Source organism: Edaphobacter sp. 4G125, from assembly GCF_014274685.1.
Lineage (GTDB): Bacteria > Acidobacteriota > Terriglobia > Terriglobales > Acidobacteriaceae > Edaphobacter.
The window spans coordinates 3,558,727-3,574,799 of record NZ_CP060393.1 but is presented as its reverse complement, the minus strand read 5'-3'; the positions used below and the strand labels follow the sequence as shown (position 1 = coordinate 3,574,799).

The following is a 16,073-nucleotide window of genomic DNA, read 5'->3' as shown; positions in this document are numbered from 1 at the left end:
GTCGGGCATGATGAGGAAAGGAAGAAGAAAATGGCAGTAACAGGAATTCTCGGTAAGAAGATCGGCATGACCCAGATGTTCGATGAGAAGGGTGATGTTCATCCGGTCACCGTGTTGAAGGCGGGTCCTTGCGTTGTGACGCAGCTCAAAACTCTGGCGAAGGACGGCTATGACGCCGCCCAGATTGGTTACGTCGATTTCGTGAAGGCTTCCAAGGTGAATAAGGCCATGACCGGTCACTTTGCCAAGTCGAATGTGCCTCCGGTTCGCGTTCTCAAGGAAGTTGCGATCGATACTCCTGCGGCTGTCGAAAATGGTGAACCGTCTGAAGGTGTTAAGGCTGGTGATCGCATCCTGGTCGATATTTTTTCGGATGACAAGTTTGTCGATGTGATTGGAACTTCGAAGGGGCGCGGTTTTGCCGGCGTTATTCGTCGCCACAACTTCGGCGGCGGTCCCAAGTCGCACGGCCACATGTTCCAGGTACAGGGCTCGATTGGCGCATCATCGTTTCCCTCGCGTGTTTTCCCTGGTCAACGTATGCCAGGACACATGGGCCACGATCAAGTTACTGTTCGCAACCTTCGCATCCGCGGAATCGACTTGGACGAGAACCTTCTGATGGTGGAAGGAGCAGTTCCGGGACCTCGCGATGGTTATGTCCTGATCTCGAAGGCGAAGGCTCCTCCGCGCGAGCGCCGTGGCTTCGGTGGTGCGGGAACGATTGATCCCCTGAAGGCTTCGAAGAAGGCTTCTGCGAAGAAGAAATAGTACTACGCGCACGGCGAGACACGCCTTCGGCGTAAAAGTTGAAGACGGTTTTCGCGAAAAGTAAATACAGCAAGCTCTGCTCGGAGAACAGACCGATCAAGCAGAGAAACAAGGTTAGGGCGAGCCACATTGATGGCCGCACGGAAAGAGAAGTTCAAGGACGATGGCAAACATCAACGTAGTGAATCTCGGGGGGGCGAAGGTTGGCGAGTTTGAGCTTGCTGATGCCGTCTTTGCCGGTGAGGTCAACGACGCGCTTCTGTGGGAGTCAGTCAAGCACTACCGCGCCGCTCTGCGACAGGGTACGGCGGCGACCAAGAACAAGAAACTGGTTTCCGGCGCAGGAAAGAAGCTGTGGAAGCAGAAGGGAACGGGCCGTGCTCGCGTGGGCTCGATCCGCACCCCGCTTTGGCGTGGTGGTGGTACGGTTCACGGACCCCAGCCTCGTAGCTATGAGTATGCCTTCCCGCAGAAGAAGCTGATGGGAGCATTGCGCTCTGCTATCACGGCGAAGATCAACGAAGGAAAGATTACGGTCGTCGATTCGTTCTCGGTTCCCGAGGCAAAGACGAAGATCTATCGCCAGGCTCTCAACAAGCTGGAGGCGGGAAAGACGACCCTTCTGGTTGAGACGAGCAAGAAGCTGGACGAGAAGCTGTATCTCGGTTCTCGCAATCTGGCGGGTGTGGAGCTGGTCCTGAGCTCCGAGGTCCATCCTTATGATCTGCTCCGCTATGAGCACGCGGTCTTCTCGAAGGACGCCATCGAGGCCCTGCAGGAGACGCTGAAGAAATATGTTTCGAAGCGTAAGACCGCTTCGCAGAAGGAGGTCGCGTAATGCCGACCCTGTATACCGTTATTCGCCGTCCCCTGATCACGGAAAAGGGAATGGGCGTGAAAGAGACCCAGAATACCCTGGTGTTTGAAGTTGCGGAAAATGCTACGAAGACCGAGGTGAAGCAGGCGGTTGAGACCCTTTTCAAAGTGAAGGTTTCTGCCGTTCGTACCGCCAACGTTGAAGGGAAGGAACGCCGCCGTGGACGTTATGCCGGCTACCGCCCTGACTGGAAGAAGGCTTATGTACGCCTCAAATCCGGCGAAAAGATGCCGGAGTATCTCAACAGCCTGTAAGAGCTATTGATGACCTGCTGATTCGCAAGAGTATGGATCAGCCTGAACAGAGTTTGAAGTTTCGACACTAGCTCGGAAGTAAAGGCTAGGAGCAAAGAAGATGCCGATCAAATCATTTCGACCGATTACACCCTCGCTGCGATTCACGACGACGCTGCGGAACGACGACATTACGACGGATAAGCCGCACAAGCCGTTGCTGGCTGTAAAGCAGCGTACCGGCGGTCGTAACTCGTCGGGCGCGTTGACGATTCGTCACCATGGCGGCGGGCACAAAAAGAAGCTGCGCCTGATTGATTTCAAGCGCGAGAAGTTTGGGATTCCGGCCACGGTCACGACGATCGAGTACGATCCAAACCGCAGCTCCCGCATCGCGCTGGTAAGCTACGCGGACGGAGAGAAGCGCTATATCCTGCAGCCCGTCGGGTTGAAGGTGGGCCAGTCGATCATGAGCGGCCCCGAGGCGGACATTCTCGTTGGGAATGCTCTTCCGCTCAAGAACATCCCGGTTGGTACGATCGTGCACAACATCGAACTGCGTCCCGGGAAGGGCGCGCAGATGGCGCGTTCGGCTGGAGCTCAGGTGAACCTGGTTGCAAAGGAAGGCGATTATGCTCTTCTGAAGCTGCCTTCCGGCGAGACCCGCAAGGTGCTCATCGAGTGCATGGCGACCGTGGGCCAGGTCGGTAATACCGATCACGAGAACGTGAGCATCGGTAAGGCTGGACGCAATCGTTGGAAGGGAATTCGGCCGACCAACCGTGGTGTCTCGATGAATCCGGTTGATCATCCGCACGGCGGTGGTGAAGGTAAGACCTCAGGTGGACGTCATCCGGTGACTCCATGGGGCCAGCCTACTCGTGGATACAAGACACGCAATAACAAGCGGACCGATGTGTTCATCGTCAACCGCAGATCCAAGTAAAGAGATTCGGAGCTAAGAGATGGCACGTTCTACTAAAAAAGGTCCTTTTATTGATGACCACCTCATGACCAAGATCACGGTCATGAATCAGACGAACGACAAGAAGGTCCTTCGCACCTGGTCGCGCCGTTCGACGATCCACCCGGACTTTGTGGGACATACGATTGCAGTCCACAATGGCCGCAAGTTCATTCCGGTTTACGTGACGGAGAACATGGTGGGTCACAAGCTCGGCGAGTTTGCGGCAACCCGAACCTTCAAGGGCCACTCCGCCAAGACCGAAACGGCGACGAAGGCGAAGTAAGAGTACTTCGGTAAAAGTATTTGTTTCTAAGGACTGAAAGTCATGGCTAAGGCAGCAGAAAAGACAAGAGAGTTCCGCGCGGAGGCGAAGTTTCAGCGCACCAGCCCGCAGAAGGCGAAGCTCGTTCTGGATCTGATCAAGGGGCTCCGGGTGGAGCAGGCGATCAACACGGTCCACTTCAACAACAAGCGTATTGCTCCAGTAGTCGAGAAGGTTCTTCGTTCGGCGGTGCAGAATGCCAACTATCTTTCGCAGGAGCAGGGTCTGGACATCGATCTGGATAACCTCTATGTGAAGACTGCCGTTGCCAATGAAGGGCCTCGCATGAAGCGGCTTCGTCCGGCTCCGATGGGACGGGCCTTCCGGTACCAGCGTCGTCTCGCGCACATTATCGTGACGGTGGCGGAAAAGAATAAGCCAGGCGTGGTTACGACGGTCAATGAACCGGTTGTGACTTCTGCTAAGAAGGCCACGAAGAAGACAGCCGGTAAGACTGCGGCGAAGAAGGCTCCGGCCAAGAAAGCTGCGAAGAAGACAGCAACCAAGAAGGCCGCGAAATAAGCGGAATTCAGGGTCTGTTTAGGCTAAAATAGAGGTTTTGCATTACCGCTCGCCGGCTCAACCGGTCAGGAGCGCAGAGTAAAGGGAAGCTATGGGACAGAAGGTCCATCCGTATGGGTTTCGCCTCGGCGTAAATAAGCCGTGGAAGTCGCGCTGGTTCGTTGAGCGCGGCTATGACAAGCTGCTGGTCGAGGACGTCAAGCTGAAGGCCGAGCTGCGCGACAAGCTCAAGGCCGCTGGCGTCAGCTCGGTCGAGGTGGAGCGCCCCGGCAACAAGCTGCGCCTGATTATTCGTACGGCGCGTCCCGGCATCATCATCGGCCGTAAGGGAGCCGAGATCGACAAGCTCAAGGCCGACATCCAGAAGCGGACCAACCGCGAGGTGTTTGTCGACATCCTCGAAGTGAACAAGCCTGAGCTCGATGCGCAGCTGGTGGCCGAGAATATCGCTCTGCAGCTTGAGAAGCGCGTCAGCTTCCGCCGTGCGATGCGAAAGTCGGTTGATTCCGCGCTGCGTTTTGGCTGCAAGGGCATTAAGGTTCGCGTCTCTGGTCGTTTGAATGGTAACGAGATCGCCCGTTCGGAGTGGTATCTCCAGGGCCGTCTTCCGCTGCACACACTGCGTGCGGATATTGATTACGGCTTTGCTGAAGCGAAGACGACCTATGGTGTGATCGGTGTCAAGACCTGGATCTATCGTGGCGATATCTACGAGCAGAAAAAGCGTCGCGATCAGGGAACGACTGCGGGTGTTTTCGTATCGTAAGTCAGGTTCTGGATGGCAGCGTTAAGCTTTCATCTGGACTGTAAAGAAGAAGTTTGATTCGAGCTGAATCTGGTTTGTCGACTCAGGCCAGCAGCTAACAGGTAGGGGTTTCGTTATGTTGATGCCTAAGAAGGTGAAGTATCGCAAGCAGCAGCGCGGCCGTATGACCGGCAAGGCGTGGCGCGGCTCCGATCTCTCATTCGGCGATTATGGTCTGAAGGTCATGGAGTGCGGTTACATTACGGACCGCCAGATTGAGGCGAGCCGTATCGCAATGACGCGCTTTATCAAGCGTGGCGGTAAGGTTTGGCTGCGGCTATTCCCGGACAAGCCGATCACCAAGAAGCCGGCCGAAACCCGTATGGGTAAGGGTAAGGGAGCTCCGGATCACTGGGTTGCTGTTGTTCGCCCTGGAAAGATCCTGTTCGAGATGGAAGGTGTTAATCCGGAGATGGCGAAGGAAGCGATGCGTCTGGCTGCCCACAAGCTTCCGCTCAAGACAAGTTTTGTTCAGCGCCACGATGTTGTGAGCGCTGTTGCAGCCAAGTAAGAGTTTGAAGGAAGAGACACATGGAACTCGAAAAGATTCGTAACCTTAGTGATGAAGAGCTCAAGAGCGAGCAGGTCAAAGCTGCCGAGCAGCTATTCCGTATCCGCTTCCAGAAGAGCCTCGGAAACACCGAGGGCCTCAAGAAGCTGCGGACCCTGAAGCTGGATATTGCCCGCATCAAAACTGTTGCTCGTGAGCGTGAGCTCGGCGTGCGTGCTCAACCCGTAGCTGTCGCCGGAGCTCCCAAGAAGAGCACTCGCAAGAAAGTGAAGAAGGATTAAGCCATGGCAGAGACCAAGAACAAGACCGAAGCTGCTGAGCAAACCGCCTCCCGTCGTAATGAGAAGGTTGGCCAGGTTGTCTCGACCAAGATGCAGAAGACGATCGTCGTCGAGATCGAGATGCGCAAGGCGCATCCCAAGTACAAGCGCGTCATGAAGTCGAACAAGAAGTTCTACGCTCACGACGAGCAGAACTCGGCGCGCGTTGGCGATGTGGTTCGCATTCGTGAGGTTCGTCCTCTGTCGAAGCTGAAGCGCTGGTCACTTGAGGAGATCGTCCGTCGCAGCTCGCTGGCTCAGTTGTCCGACGAAGAGAAGGTTCCTGCAAGCGAAAGCAAGTAGTCTTGGCTGCGGAAGATCGCGGCAGAAGTTCAGATTGAAAGCCCGGGCGATAGATCCCAGGCCGTACCACCAGGAGACGAACGATGTCAGTACAGATGAGAACAATTCTTGACGTGGCCGACAACTCAGGCGCGCGCAAGCTGCAGGTGATCCTGCCCCTCGGTGGCGGTCTCGGGAAGATCGCCGGACTGGGCGACGTCGTCACGGCAGCTGTCAAAGAGGCTTCGCCGGATGGAACCGTGAAGAAGGGCAAAGTGGTTAAGGCCGTGATCGTGCGCACCCGTAAGGAGAGCCGCCGCAAGGACGGAACCTATATCCGCTTTGATCAGAACGCCGCTGTTGTGATCAACGATGCGATGGAGCCTGTTGGCACCCGCGTCTTCGGACCCGTGGCCCGCGAGCTTCGCGAGAAGAAGTTTCTCAAGATTGTCTCGCTCGCGCCTGAGGTCATCTAGTTTTCGTCGCCGTAGGTGACGACATCAAACGGATTCCGGCTCCGATAGATCGCCGAGGCAGGAGAGGTAATTTATGGCAGGCATCAAGATCAAGCGCAACGACACGGTTGAAGTGATTGCAGGAAAAGACAAGGGCAAGCGTGGTCGTGTGCTTCGCGTGATCGCCGACAAGCAGCGTGTCCTGGTAGAGCATGTGGGAATGATCAAGAAGCACCTGAAGCCGAACCCCCAGCGGAACATCCAGGGAGGTATCGCTGAGCAGGAAGCCCCGATTCACATCTCGAATGTGATGCTGGTTGATGGTGAAGGCAATAAGACCCGCGTTGCCTCCCGTGTTGAAGGGGATAAGAAGGTCCGTGTCTCGAAGGTGAGCGGAAACGCGATCCCTGAGAAGAAGAAGTAAAGAAAAAGCAGAAAGTTTTAGTTTTAGTTGTTTGGATTTCAAAAGGTTCACCCCACGAATCGGTATACGGCAAAAGCCAATCCGGAACCGTGGAGAAAGCGAAGAAAGCAATGGCGGCACGATTTAAAGAGAAATACGAAAAAGAGATCAAACAGTCCCTGGCCAAGGAACTCAACATTGAGAACGTGATGGCGATCCCGAAGCTGGAGAAGATCGTCGTTAATATGGGACTGGGTGAAGCAACCCAGAACGTCAAGATCATGGATCCTCTGGTTGCCGACCTGGCTTCGATCACGGGCCAGAAGCCTGTGACCACCAAGGCGAAGAAGTCCATCGCGGCCTTCAAGGTGCGTGAGGGAATGCCGATTGGAGCGATGGTTACGTTGCGTGGCGATGCCATGTATGAATTTCTTGATCGTCTGATTTCGATTGCTCTTCCACGTGTCCGCGACTTCCGCGGAGTCTCTTCGAAGAGCTTCGATGGCCGCGGCAACTATACGCTGGGTCTTCGTGACCAGCTCATCTTCGCTGAAATTGATTACGCGAAGGTGGATAAGATCAAGGGTATGAACGTCACCATCGTGACGACGGCCCAGGATGATAATGGCGCCCGCGCACTTCTCCGGGCGTTCGGTATGCCCTTCCGTCAGGGTGCTTAGTCGCGGGAACGCGGTTGACGAACAAGTTTGAGGAAAGAGATAAGTTATGGCAACTACAGCAAAGCGCGTCAAAGACGCAAAGAAGCCGAAGTTCAAGTCCCGCCAGCACAACCGCTGCCAGCTCTGCGGTCGTCCTCGCGCCTATCTTCGCAAGTTTGGCGTCTGCCGTCTCTGCTTCCGTTCGCTTGCTCTCAAGGGAGAGATTCCAGGCGTCGTGAAGTCGAGCTGGTAAACTGGTAGAATAGATTTCGATTCTGAGTGTGGGTGATTTTTTCCCACATGCCCGCTTCAGAGACCTCATTCAAGCCAACAAGCTTAGGATGCAGACGTCTGAAGTGTAAACAACAGGCAACAAGACATCTCCGCTGGTTCTCGCCAGTCTTCGTGCGCCGAGCGAACGGGAGATGAAGGAGAATGAATGAACCTCACCGATCCAGTAGCAGATTTTCTGACCCGCATCCGCAACTCCATCCGGGCACGTCACCAGAAGCTGGATGTTCCTGCTTCCAAGTTGAAGGCGGAGATCGCCCGCATCCTCAAGGATGAGGGGTACATTGCCAACTTCAAGGCGACCGAAGAGAACGGCCAGAAGGTCCTTCGTGTGTATTTGAAATACGGTACGAACAATGAGGCCGCGATCCGCGACCTGCAGCGCGTTTCTCGTCCCGGCTGCCGCGTGTATGTCGGACGCGATGAGATTCGCCGGGTCCAGGGTGGCTTGGGGATCTCGATTCTGACAACTCCCAAAGGTGTGATGACGGGGCGTCAGGCTCGTCGTGAAAATGTAGGCGGAGAGGTTCTCTGCGAGGTCTGGTAAGTTGATCTGCCTCAGGCGGGCGCTCCGCGTCTTCTTTGGCAGGGATAGAGTAAGACAGGCTTTTGAGCCTGGGCTGCAGTGGAACGAAGAGGACACAAGCCTGCTTCGGGACTCGCAAGCCACAAAGGATTTGAACTATGTCTCGTATTGGCAAGAAGCCGATTCCGTTGCCCGCAGGTGTTAAGTACACCGTGAATGGCAACACTGTTCTGGTGGAAGGTCCGAAGGGGAAGGTCACTGCTCTTCTGCCAACCGGTATTACGCTGGTCCAGAAGGATGGCGCAATTGTTGCAGAGCGTCAGAATGATAAACAGGCCGCTTTTCACGGACTTGCTCGCGCCCTGGTCTTCAATGCCGTTCAGGGAGTGACCGCTGGATGGACGAAGGAACTCGATATCGTTGGTATTGGATACCGTGTCGAGATGAAGGGAAAGAATACCGTTGTCTTTACTCTCGGTTATTCGCACCCAATCGAGTTTCCGCTGCCGACCGGAGTTGAGGTCGCGATCGATCCGAAGCAGACCCACCTGACCATCTCCGGGATTGACCGGCAGAAGGTCGGCCAGGTTGCTGCCGATATGCGTGCCCTGCGTAAGCCTGATCCGTACAAGAACAAGGGTGTTCGTTATACCGGCGAGAAGCTGAAGAAGAAGGTTGGCAAGACGGGCGCTAAGTAGTCGGGGCGTAGATTGATCCCCGCGCTTTGTGTCAAGACTGGCGCTATAAGCCATAAGTTAGGAACCGGAGGCTGGATCAAGGAATGACCCAGCAAGGTTGAGGAAGTTCTGAGATTCACCTCTGGTCCCTGTTCCAATTAGAAGTTGAAACCGAACGTCGTCGGTACTCTGGCGACGCTGTTAGGAAGGAAGCAAGCTATGATTACACCCCGTAAGCGCGACGTTATCCGTAAGCGAGTTCATACGCGCATCCGTGAGAAGCTCTCCGGCACGGCAGAACGCCCGCGTCTGAATGTCTACCGTTCACTGAATCACATCTATACGCAGCTGATTGATGATGCAGCTGGTGTTACGATCGCCTCCGCCTCAACGCTTGGAAAGAAGGGCGATGCAAAGAAGGCCGGCGGAAACATCGCGGCTGCTACCGAGGTCGGTAAGTTGATTGCGACACGTGCTCAGGAGAAGGGAATCAAGAAGGTTGTCTTCGATCGCGGCGGATATCTCTATCACGGCCGCATCAAAGCTCTCGCTGACGCAGCCCGTGAAGCCGGACTGGAGTTCTAGGAGTTAAGTTTTTGAACGGCGCTCATCATGGGCGGCCAGAAAGCTGGATAGGACACTATGGCAACAAAGAAGAAGATCGACGCGAACAAGCTCAACCTGAAGGACCAGGTTGTCAGCATCAACCGCGTCACCAAGGTCGTCAAGGGCGGTAAGAACATGTCTTTCGCCGCGCTGGTCGTTATCGGTGATCCTGCCGAGGGCGTCGTCGGTTACGGTTCAGGGAAGGCCAAAGAGGTTCCGCAGGCCATCCGTAAGGGGATTGAAGCTGCCAAGAAGAATCTTTTCAAGGTGAACCTGACTGAGACTTCGATTCCGCACCAGGTTTTGGGCCACTACGGCGCAGGTCATGTGATGCTGAAGCCCGCCCCCGAAGGCACCGGCGTTATCGCTGGAGGTACGGTTCGCGCGGTCATGACCTCGGCTGGTGTGCAGAATGTGCTGACGAAGTCCATCGGAACCAAGAATCCGCATAACGTTATCAAGGCTACCTTCGATGCTCTCGCCCAGCTTCGTAACAAGGCTGAGGTCGCCACACTGCGTGGCAAGGCAGAAGAAGAGCTGTAAGCAAAAGTTAAAGAGGAGTTTTTTAGCCATGGCTGAAACCAAGGGCAAAATCAAGCTGCAGTATTTCCGCTCGAAGATCGCTACGCCGGAGAAGCACAAGCTCGTCGTCAAAGGGCTGGGCTTTACCCGGTTGAACCAGATTGTCGAGCGTGAGGATTCGCCGTCGATCCGCGGCATGGTCGCCAAGATCCCCCATCTCGTTCGTATCGTCGAGTAGGGCGGAGCTTTCGACTCTTAATCGACTGGTTTAATCCAGTCCCAAAAAGCGAGTCGGGATAAATCTCCCGGCGTTATAGCGAGGAAATCATGTCAGTTCGTAATCTCTCTAATCTGAAGGCCCCTGCAAAGGCCAATCGTAATAAGAAGCGTGTCGGACGCGGTATGGGTTCCGGCATGGGTAAGACTTCGACCCGTGGACACAAGGGCCAGGGGTCGCGTTCCGGGTCGCGCCTGATGCGTGGTTTCGAAGGCGGCCAGATGCCGCTGCACCGTCGTCTTCCGAAGCGCGGTTTTACCAACATCTTCCGTACGGAGTACACCGTGCTTGGCCTCGATCGTATTGCCGAGATTCATGCAGCTTCGAACGAAACGGAGTTCACGCTGGAGAAGATCGTCGCGCTCGGCCTGCTCCGTAAGAAGAACGGCCTGATCAAAGTCCTCAATAATGGAGAGATCAAGGCGGCTGTTACGATTCACGCTCACAAGTTTTCGAAGACCGCCCAGGAGGCGATCGAGAAGGCTGGCGGCAAGGCTGTTCTCATCGCCTAATCCGGCGAAGTCTGCGAGCATGTAAAATCGAGGCAGGCGAGGGCTTCCCTCGCGTTGCCGTTTTCCAAAGAATCGTCTGTACCACCTCGAGGTTCCTCTCTCCGATGTTCGACAAGTTCGCAAACATCTTCCGTATTCCAGACCTGCGTAAGCGCGTCCTGTTTACGCTGGGCATGCTGGCGGTCTATCGCCTTGGATCGCATATCCCCACGCCCGGCATCAATGGCTCCATGCTGGCCGAGTTCTTCAATCAGAACTCTGGCTCGGCGCTTGGGTTGGTCGACCTGTTTTCCGGCGGCAACCTGCGCAAGCTGACCATCTTCGCTCTCGGCATCATGCCGTACATTACGGCATCGATCATCTTTCAGCTGCTCACGGTAATCTATGAGCCGCTGGCGAAGCTGCAGAAAGAAGGCGAGCTTGGTCGTCGCAAGATCACCCAGTGGACCCGTTACGTTACGGTTCTTCTGGGAATAGTGCAGTCCTTTACGATTGCCTTGACTCTGACGAATACCACGACCGGGTCTTCCATGGTTACGATCCCGCGCGCAGCGTTTATCCCGCTTTGCGTACTGACTCTAACCGCCGGAACAACGTTCATCATGTGGTTGGGTGAGCAGATTACCGAACGCGGAATTGGCAACGGAATGTCGTTGCTCATCTTCGCCGGCATCGTGGTCGGTGTCCCCAAAGGAGTTGCTGAACTTTACGATAAGTTCCAGACCAGCGCCTGGGGAGCATTCACTCCAATTGCCCTTGTGATCCTCGTCGCAGGCATGATCGCTGTTGTCGCCTTCATCGTGTTCGTAGAGCGTTCCGAACGTCGCATTCCGGTGCAGTATGCGAAGCGAATCGTCGGTCGCCGTATGATGGGGGGGCAGTCGACACACCTTCCGCTCCGGGTCAACTCCGGTGGCGTTATGCCAGTGATCTTCGCCAGCTCGATTCTTTCGGCGCCGCTCCTCTTTGCCGGAATGAGTTTCTTTGGCAGCGCTCCGTTGCGCGACACCAAGATTCTGGGACCACTCTTCCAGTACATCTCGCCGGGCGAGCCGTTCTACGAACTTGTCTTCATTGTGGCGATCGTCTTCTTCGCCTACTTCTATATCTCCATTGTCTTCCGTCCCGATGACATCGCAGACAATATGCGGAAGTACGGCGGCTTTATCCCCGGAATTCGCCCCGGCAAGCGCACTGCTGATTTCATCAACGACGTGCTGACCAGGATTACTCTGGTGGGCGCGATTTATCTGGTCATCATCGTCATGATTCCTCAAATGATCATCAGCGGAATCCACTTCAATCACCTTTGGCTGGTCGGACCGATCTTCGACAAGTTGCCAACCTGGGTAACGAATGGTCTTGGTGTGACCTTTTACTTTGGTGGCACCAGTCTTCTGATTGTGGTTGGTGTTGCTATGGACACGGTTCAGCAGATCGAATCGCAACTTATCATGCGTCACTACGACGGCTTTACTCCCAAGAGCGGCCGAATCCGCGGACGCAAGAGCTGGTAGGAGATTGGGAACCTTGGCTTCTGACTCTGCACACACTCAGGCCCCGGCAGAAGGTTTTCTGCCCGGGCCGGTTCTTCTTCTGGGAGCTCCCGGCGTAGGCAAGGGAACTCAGGCGCAGCGCTTGATGGCGGACTTTGGGATTCCACAGATCTCAACCGGAGACATTCTTCGCGATAACATTGCCCGGGGTACGGATCTCGGCAAGTCTGCCAAGGGCCTGATGGACCAGGGGCAGCTTGTTCCGGACCAGATGGTGAACGACATGGTTGGCGCCCGTCTCACGCAGGCCGATGTTCAGCGCGGTTATATCCTCGATGGCTATCCCCGGACTCTCGGACAGGCTGAGTGGCTGGATTCCCACCTGATTTCGCTCGAGAAGAGTGTCGGCGCAGTCGCGCTGCCTCTAGTTGCGGTCAACATCCGGGTCGATGAGCAGGAGTTACTTCGCCGGATCACCGGACGGCGCATATGCCCGGTCTGTAAGACCATCTATAACATCTATTCGAAGCCTCCGAAGAAGGAAGGCGTTTGCGATAACGAAGGTGCTTCGCTTCAACATCGTTCCGACGACACTGAAGCGGCCTTTGTGGAACGAATGAAAGCGTATAACTCATTGACGGCTCCCGTGATCGAACACTACAGCCATCAGGGGCGTTTCCGTGAGGTCGATGGAGCGCACACTGTGGAGCAGGTAACGGCTGCAATCGAATCCGCGCTTCGAGAGCTTCGTCAGGCAGGAGAATAATCGCCTATGGCGATCATGATCAAAACCCCGCAGGAGATCGAGAAGATGCGGATCTCCGGCAAGGCCCTTCGCAAGGTCCACGACGCGATGGCCCCCCATGTCAAGGCGGGAGCTTCCACGATGGACCTCGAAGAGATTGCTGTCGCAAAGATTGCCGAACTGGGCGGTAAGGCAGCCTTCAAGGGCTATCACGGATTTCCATGGGCCCTCTGCACCTCGATCAACGAAGAGGTGGTTCATGGAATGCCGAATCGAAAGCGGGTCCTCAAGAATGGCGACGTTCTTTCCATTGATTGCGGCGTCATCCTCGATGGTTATTACTCGGACGCTGCTGTAACCTATGCGGTCGGTGAGCCTGAGCCGCGCGTTGCAAGGCTCCTTGAGGTTACCCAGGCTTCCCTGGAGGCTGCGATCGAGCAGTGCCAAGTTGGTGGAAGACTCTTTGATATCTCCGCGGCGGTCCAGGAGATGTGCGAGGCGGAGGGATTTGGGGTCGTCCGCGATTTTGTTGGTCATGGGATCGGGCGCAATATGCACGAAGATCCCCAGGTCCCGAACTTCGGCCCCCGAGGCAAGGGGCCGCGCCTGAAGGCCGGGATGGTGCTCGCGATTGAGCCGATGATTAATGCTGGTAAGCCAGAGGTTAAGGTGCTTCCCGATGGCTGGACCGCGGTAACGGTCGACGGCAGTTATAGCGCTCATTTTGAGCATACTGTGGCCCTGACGGAGAATGGTCCTTTGGTTTTGACCCGGTAACGGCGCTAAATCTCGGGAATTTGCGGCGAAAGCCGCTCACCCTGGGAAAAATGGTCGAAATTGGGGTATCATAAAAGATGCTGTGTGCGATATGTCGCACACCCATGGATTCTTACTCGAAGAACCATGCTGTGGGCCCCGGCACTCAGGATAGATTCGGTGGAGAGATAGGACTCTCCCAAGGAGAACGTTTGTCGAAGGAAGATGCAATTGAGGTAATGGCAACGGTTGTTGAGACCCTGCCGAACGCAATGTTTCGCGTAGAGCTTGAGAATAAGCATCAGGCTCTGGCGCATGTCTCCGGACGTATGCGTAAGAACTTCATCCGTATCCTCCCCGGCGACCGTGTTGCGATTGAGCTCAGCCCGTACGATCTCAATCGTGGCCGCATCGTCTACCGTTACAAGTAGAACGAGCGCGGCTTCTAGCTTTTAGCATTAGCTTTTAGCTGGAAATCAATCGAAAACAAGCATCATGCTTGCGGCTTTAGCTCCTGTCTAAGACCCAGGGGCTAAGCTAAAAGTTGTTTAGGAGAAGCAATGAAGGTTCGTGCATCAGTAAAGAAGATCTGTGACAAGTGCAAGGTGATTCACCGTCGCGGTGTCGTTCGCGTCATCTGCGAGAATGCCAAGCACAAGCAGCGTCAGGGATAAAGAAAAATAAGCAGAGATCTGTCTTTAAGATCTTTGCTCTTACGGCCCCGCAGGGCTAGTTCGCCGAAATCAAGGCGTGCGTTGAACCCCGCGGGACACAGCCAAAACCATCAACCCGCTCCGTGGCGAAGCTTCCGGAGCCCAACGACAAGGACCCCAATGGCACGTATTTCTGGAGTCGACGTACCGAACAATAAGCAGGTACGCATCGGACTCACTTACATCTTCGGGATCGGCCACTCGCGCGCCGCGAAGATTCTGGCAAAGGCAGATATTGATCCCTTCGCCAAGATCGCTTCGCTCGACGAGGACCAGTTAAACCGCATCCGTCACGTCATTGAGCAGGAGGGCCAGATCGAAGGCGACCTCCGCAAGGACGTTTCGCTCAATATCAAGCGCCTCATTGAAATTCAGTCGTACCGTGGCCTTCGTCATCGCCGTGCACTTCCGGTTCGCGGCCAGCGCACCCACACCAACGCTCGTACCCGCAAAGGCCCGCGTAAGGGCACTGTCGCCGGTAAGAAGAAAGCGACGAAATAAGCCATGGCGAAGACTCAGCAGAAGGCAGCCGGCGCCAAGGCCGGTAAGGGTAAGAAGTTCAAGAAGCGCGAGCGGAAGAACGTTCCGTATGGTCTGGTCTTTATCCAGGCTTCGTTCAACAACACCATCGTCACCATCACCGACCAGACTGGAAACACTCTCAGCTGGAAGAGCTCGGGCTCGCTTGGCTTCCGTGGCTCCCGTAAGGGAACTCCGTTTGCTGCGCAGCAGGCTGCGGTGGGCGCTGCCAATGCTGCACGCGAGCACGGTTTGCGTGCGGTCGATGTCCGCGTCTCCGGTCCTGGTTCGGGCCGCGAGTCGGCCATCCGGGCGCTCGCTTCGGTTGGAATCGAGGTTCGCTCGATCCGTGACGTTACGCCGATTCCGCACAACGGCTGCCGTCCTCCCAAGCGTCGCCGCGTGTAACATCAATTCGTTTTCTGCGGGAGCAGATGAAAATGGCTCCCGCAGAAGAACTCAACCGGATCGTGATGAAGCGCAGCCAGCGCGTAAAACGATCGACACCCGAAGTCAGGAGATAAGAAAGTTATGGCACGTTATACAGGACCCGTCTGCCGCCTTTGCCGCCGCGACGGCACCAAGCTTTTCCTCAAGGGAGCCAAGTGCTTCACCGAGAAGTGCCCCGTTGAGAAGCGCAACTTCCCCCCAGGCCAGCATGGCCAATCCAAGAAGCAGAAGAAGGTCGTCGGATACGGCCTGCAGCTGCGTGAAAAGCAGAAGGCCAAGCGTATCTATTTCACGCTCGAAGGCCAGTTCCGCGAGTACTACGAGAAGGCATCGAACCGGACCGGTGTTACCGGCGAACTCCTGTTGCAACAGCTTGAGACCCGTTTGGACAACGTAGTCTTCCGTCTTGGCTTTGCACTGAGCCGTCGTCAGGCCCGTCAGATTGTTCGTCACGGACACGTTCAGGTCAATGGTCGCAAGGTCAACATCCCTTCGTTCCAGTGCAAGGTGGGCGATGAGATTGCGATTCGCGAGGGATCGAAGTCACTCCCGATCCTCGAGAGTGCGAAGGAATTTGCCAGCGGTCAGCGTTCGGTTACGTGGCTCGATATCAATCGCGACAACTTCTCCGGAAAAGTTCTTTCTTTGCCGAAGCGCGAAGAGATCCAGCTCCCGGTCAACGAGCAGCTGATCGTCGAACTTTACAGCAAGTAAGCAAGCTTCGCTGCCGGCCTTTTATGAAGGCCGGCAGCAACGTTGTGAGCCAACGGGCCTCAACGAAACCTACAACTGAATACGCAAACGCATCACCCGCCAGACCGCAGAGTGCTTCGCGGCTAGGACGGCAAAGGAGAAA

28 protein-coding genes are annotated in these 16,073 nt (G+C 55.5%); all 28 read left to right on the top strand.

What is annotated here, in order from left to right; translation table 11 throughout:
* The first annotated feature begins 30 nt into the window (after positions 1 to 30).
* The 28 genes from rplC to rpsD all read left to right on the top strand — a co-directional run bounded on the left by rplC (position 31) and on the right by rpsD (position 15,931).
* Positions 31 to 771 carry a 50S ribosomal protein L3 gene (rplC, locus tag H7846_RS14945; RefSeq protein ID WP_186693178.1) on the top strand — a complete coding sequence of 247 codons (741 nt, stop codon included), beginning with the start codon at positions 31 to 33 and terminating at the stop codon, positions 769 to 771.
* 163 nt (positions 772 to 934) lie between these two features.
* A complete protein-coding gene (rplD, locus tag H7846_RS14940) occupies positions 935 to 1,609 on the top strand; it encodes a 50S ribosomal protein L4 (RefSeq protein ID WP_186693176.1) in 675 nt (224 codons plus the stop codon).
* A complete protein-coding gene (locus H7846_RS14935; protein WP_186693174.1) occupies positions 1,609 to 1,902 on the top strand; it encodes a 50S ribosomal protein L23 in 294 nt (97 codons plus the stop codon). The genes rplD and H7846_RS14935 overlap by 1 nt, the downstream gene beginning before the upstream one ends.
* Positions 1,903 to 2,002: 100 nt before the next feature.
* Positions 2,003 to 2,827: a 50S ribosomal protein L2 gene (gene rplB, locus H7846_RS14930; protein WP_186693173.1), complete on the top strand. Its 825-nt coding sequence runs from the start codon at positions 2,003 to 2,005 to the stop codon at positions 2,825 to 2,827.
* A gap of 19 nt (positions 2,828 to 2,846) precedes the next feature.
* On the top strand, positions 2,847 to 3,131 hold the full coding sequence (gene rpsS, locus H7846_RS14925; RefSeq protein WP_186693171.1) for a 30S ribosomal protein S19: 285 nt from the start codon (positions 2,847 to 2,849) through the stop codon (positions 3,129 to 3,131).
* Positions 3,132 to 3,173: 42 nt separating this feature from the next.
* On the top strand, positions 3,174 to 3,692 hold the full coding sequence (rplV, locus tag H7846_RS14920) for a 50S ribosomal protein L22 (protein ID WP_186693169.1): 519 nt from the start codon (positions 3,174 to 3,176) through the stop codon (positions 3,690 to 3,692).
* 91 nt (positions 3,693 to 3,783) lie between these two features.
* Positions 3,784 to 4,458 (top strand): 30S ribosomal protein S3, encoded by a 675-nt coding sequence (gene rpsC, locus H7846_RS14915; protein WP_186693167.1) that lies wholly within the window; start codon positions 3,784 to 3,786, stop codon positions 4,456 to 4,458.
* 115 nt (positions 4,459 to 4,573) lie between these two features.
* The gene (gene rplP / locus H7846_RS14910; protein ID WP_186693165.1) at positions 4,574 to 5,008 is read left to right on the top strand and encodes a 50S ribosomal protein L16; all 435 of its coding nucleotides are present in this window, start codon (positions 4,574 to 4,576) and stop codon (positions 5,006 to 5,008) included.
* A 20-nt stretch (positions 5,009 to 5,028) separates the two neighbouring features.
* Positions 5,029 to 5,289: a 50S ribosomal protein L29 gene (gene rpmC, locus H7846_RS14905; RefSeq protein WP_186693164.1), complete on the top strand. Its 261-nt coding sequence runs from the start codon at positions 5,029 to 5,031 to the stop codon at positions 5,287 to 5,289.
* A 3-nt stretch (positions 5,290 to 5,292) separates the two neighbouring features.
* Entirely contained in the window at positions 5,293 to 5,631 is a 339-nt protein-coding gene (rpsQ, locus tag H7846_RS14900; protein ID WP_186693162.1) for a 30S ribosomal protein S17, read from the top strand.
* A gap of 83 nt (positions 5,632 to 5,714) precedes the next feature.
* Entirely contained in the window at positions 5,715 to 6,086 is a 372-nt protein-coding gene (gene rplN, locus H7846_RS14895) for a 50S ribosomal protein L14 (RefSeq protein ID WP_186693160.1), read from the top strand.
* Positions 6,087 to 6,159: 73 nt separating this feature from the next.
* Entirely contained in the window at positions 6,160 to 6,489 is a 330-nt protein-coding gene (gene rplX / locus H7846_RS14890) for a 50S ribosomal protein L24 (RefSeq protein WP_370561289.1), read from the top strand.
* 110 nt (positions 6,490 to 6,599) lie between these two features.
* A complete protein-coding gene (rplE, locus tag H7846_RS14885; protein WP_186693158.1) occupies positions 6,600 to 7,148 on the top strand; it encodes a 50S ribosomal protein L5 in 549 nt (182 codons plus the stop codon).
* Positions 7,149 to 7,194: 46 nt separating this feature from the next.
* Positions 7,195 to 7,380 (top strand): type Z 30S ribosomal protein S14, encoded by a 186-nt coding sequence (locus H7846_RS14880; protein ID WP_186693156.1) that lies wholly within the window; start codon positions 7,195 to 7,197, stop codon positions 7,378 to 7,380.
* 186 nt (positions 7,381 to 7,566) lie between these two features.
* Entirely contained in the window at positions 7,567 to 7,965 is a 399-nt protein-coding gene (gene rpsH, locus H7846_RS14875) for a 30S ribosomal protein S8 (RefSeq protein ID WP_186693155.1), read from the top strand.
* Between the two features lie 137 nt (positions 7,966 to 8,102).
* Entirely contained in the window at positions 8,103 to 8,642 is a 540-nt protein-coding gene (gene rplF / locus H7846_RS14870; protein WP_186693153.1) for a 50S ribosomal protein L6, read from the top strand.
* Between the two features lie 198 nt (positions 8,643 to 8,840).
* Positions 8,841 to 9,206: a 50S ribosomal protein L18 gene (gene rplR / locus H7846_RS14865; protein WP_186693151.1), complete on the top strand. Its 366-nt coding sequence runs from the start codon at positions 8,841 to 8,843 to the stop codon at positions 9,204 to 9,206.
* A gap of 57 nt (positions 9,207 to 9,263) precedes the next feature.
* Positions 9,264 to 9,770: a 30S ribosomal protein S5 gene (rpsE, locus tag H7846_RS14860; RefSeq protein ID WP_186693149.1), complete on the top strand. Its 507-nt coding sequence runs from the start codon at positions 9,264 to 9,266 to the stop codon at positions 9,768 to 9,770.
* A 28-nt stretch (positions 9,771 to 9,798) separates the two neighbouring features.
* On the top strand, positions 9,799 to 9,987 hold the full coding sequence (rpmD, locus tag H7846_RS14855) for a 50S ribosomal protein L30 (protein ID WP_186693147.1): 189 nt from the start codon (positions 9,799 to 9,801) through the stop codon (positions 9,985 to 9,987).
* Positions 9,988 to 10,076: 89 nt separating this feature from the next.
* The gene (gene rplO, locus H7846_RS14850; protein WP_186693145.1) at positions 10,077 to 10,538 is read left to right on the top strand and encodes a 50S ribosomal protein L15; all 462 of its coding nucleotides are present in this window, start codon (positions 10,077 to 10,079) and stop codon (positions 10,536 to 10,538) included.
* A gap of 104 nt (positions 10,539 to 10,642) precedes the next feature.
* Positions 10,643 to 12,055, top strand: coding sequence for a preprotein translocase subunit SecY (gene secY / locus H7846_RS14845; protein ID WP_186693143.1), 1,413 nt, complete (start codon positions 10,643 to 10,645; stop codon positions 12,053 to 12,055).
* A 13-nt stretch (positions 12,056 to 12,068) separates the two neighbouring features.
* Positions 12,069 to 12,800 carry an adenylate kinase gene (locus tag H7846_RS14840; RefSeq protein WP_186693141.1) on the top strand — a complete coding sequence of 244 codons (732 nt, stop codon included), beginning with the start codon at positions 12,069 to 12,071 and terminating at the stop codon, positions 12,798 to 12,800.
* 6 nt (positions 12,801 to 12,806) lie between these two features.
* Complete coding sequence (gene map / locus H7846_RS14835; RefSeq protein ID WP_186693139.1) at positions 12,807 to 13,556, top strand: type I methionyl aminopeptidase; 750 nt, start codon at positions 12,807 to 12,809, stop codon at positions 13,554 to 13,556.
* 191 nt (positions 13,557 to 13,747) lie between these two features.
* On the top strand, positions 13,748 to 13,966 hold the full coding sequence (gene infA, locus H7846_RS14830) for a translation initiation factor IF-1 (RefSeq protein ID WP_022841827.1): 219 nt from the start codon (positions 13,748 to 13,750) through the stop codon (positions 13,964 to 13,966).
* A 129-nt stretch (positions 13,967 to 14,095) separates the two neighbouring features.
* On the top strand, positions 14,096 to 14,209 hold the full coding sequence (gene rpmJ, locus H7846_RS14825) for a 50S ribosomal protein L36 (RefSeq protein ID WP_013581269.1): 114 nt from the start codon (positions 14,096 to 14,098) through the stop codon (positions 14,207 to 14,209).
* A 159-nt stretch (positions 14,210 to 14,368) separates the two neighbouring features.
* Positions 14,369 to 14,749, top strand: coding sequence for a 30S ribosomal protein S13 (rpsM, locus tag H7846_RS14820; RefSeq protein WP_186693137.1), 381 nt, complete (start codon positions 14,369 to 14,371; stop codon positions 14,747 to 14,749).
* 3 nt (positions 14,750 to 14,752) lie between these two features.
* Positions 14,753 to 15,175 (top strand): 30S ribosomal protein S11, encoded by a 423-nt coding sequence (gene rpsK / locus H7846_RS14815; protein ID WP_186693135.1) that lies wholly within the window; start codon positions 14,753 to 14,755, stop codon positions 15,173 to 15,175.
* Positions 15,176 to 15,298: 123 nt separating this feature from the next.
* On the top strand, positions 15,299 to 15,931 hold the full coding sequence (gene rpsD / locus H7846_RS14810) for a 30S ribosomal protein S4 (protein WP_186693133.1): 633 nt from the start codon (positions 15,299 to 15,301) through the stop codon (positions 15,929 to 15,931).
* The last annotated feature ends 142 nt before the right edge of the window (positions 15,932 to 16,073 follow it).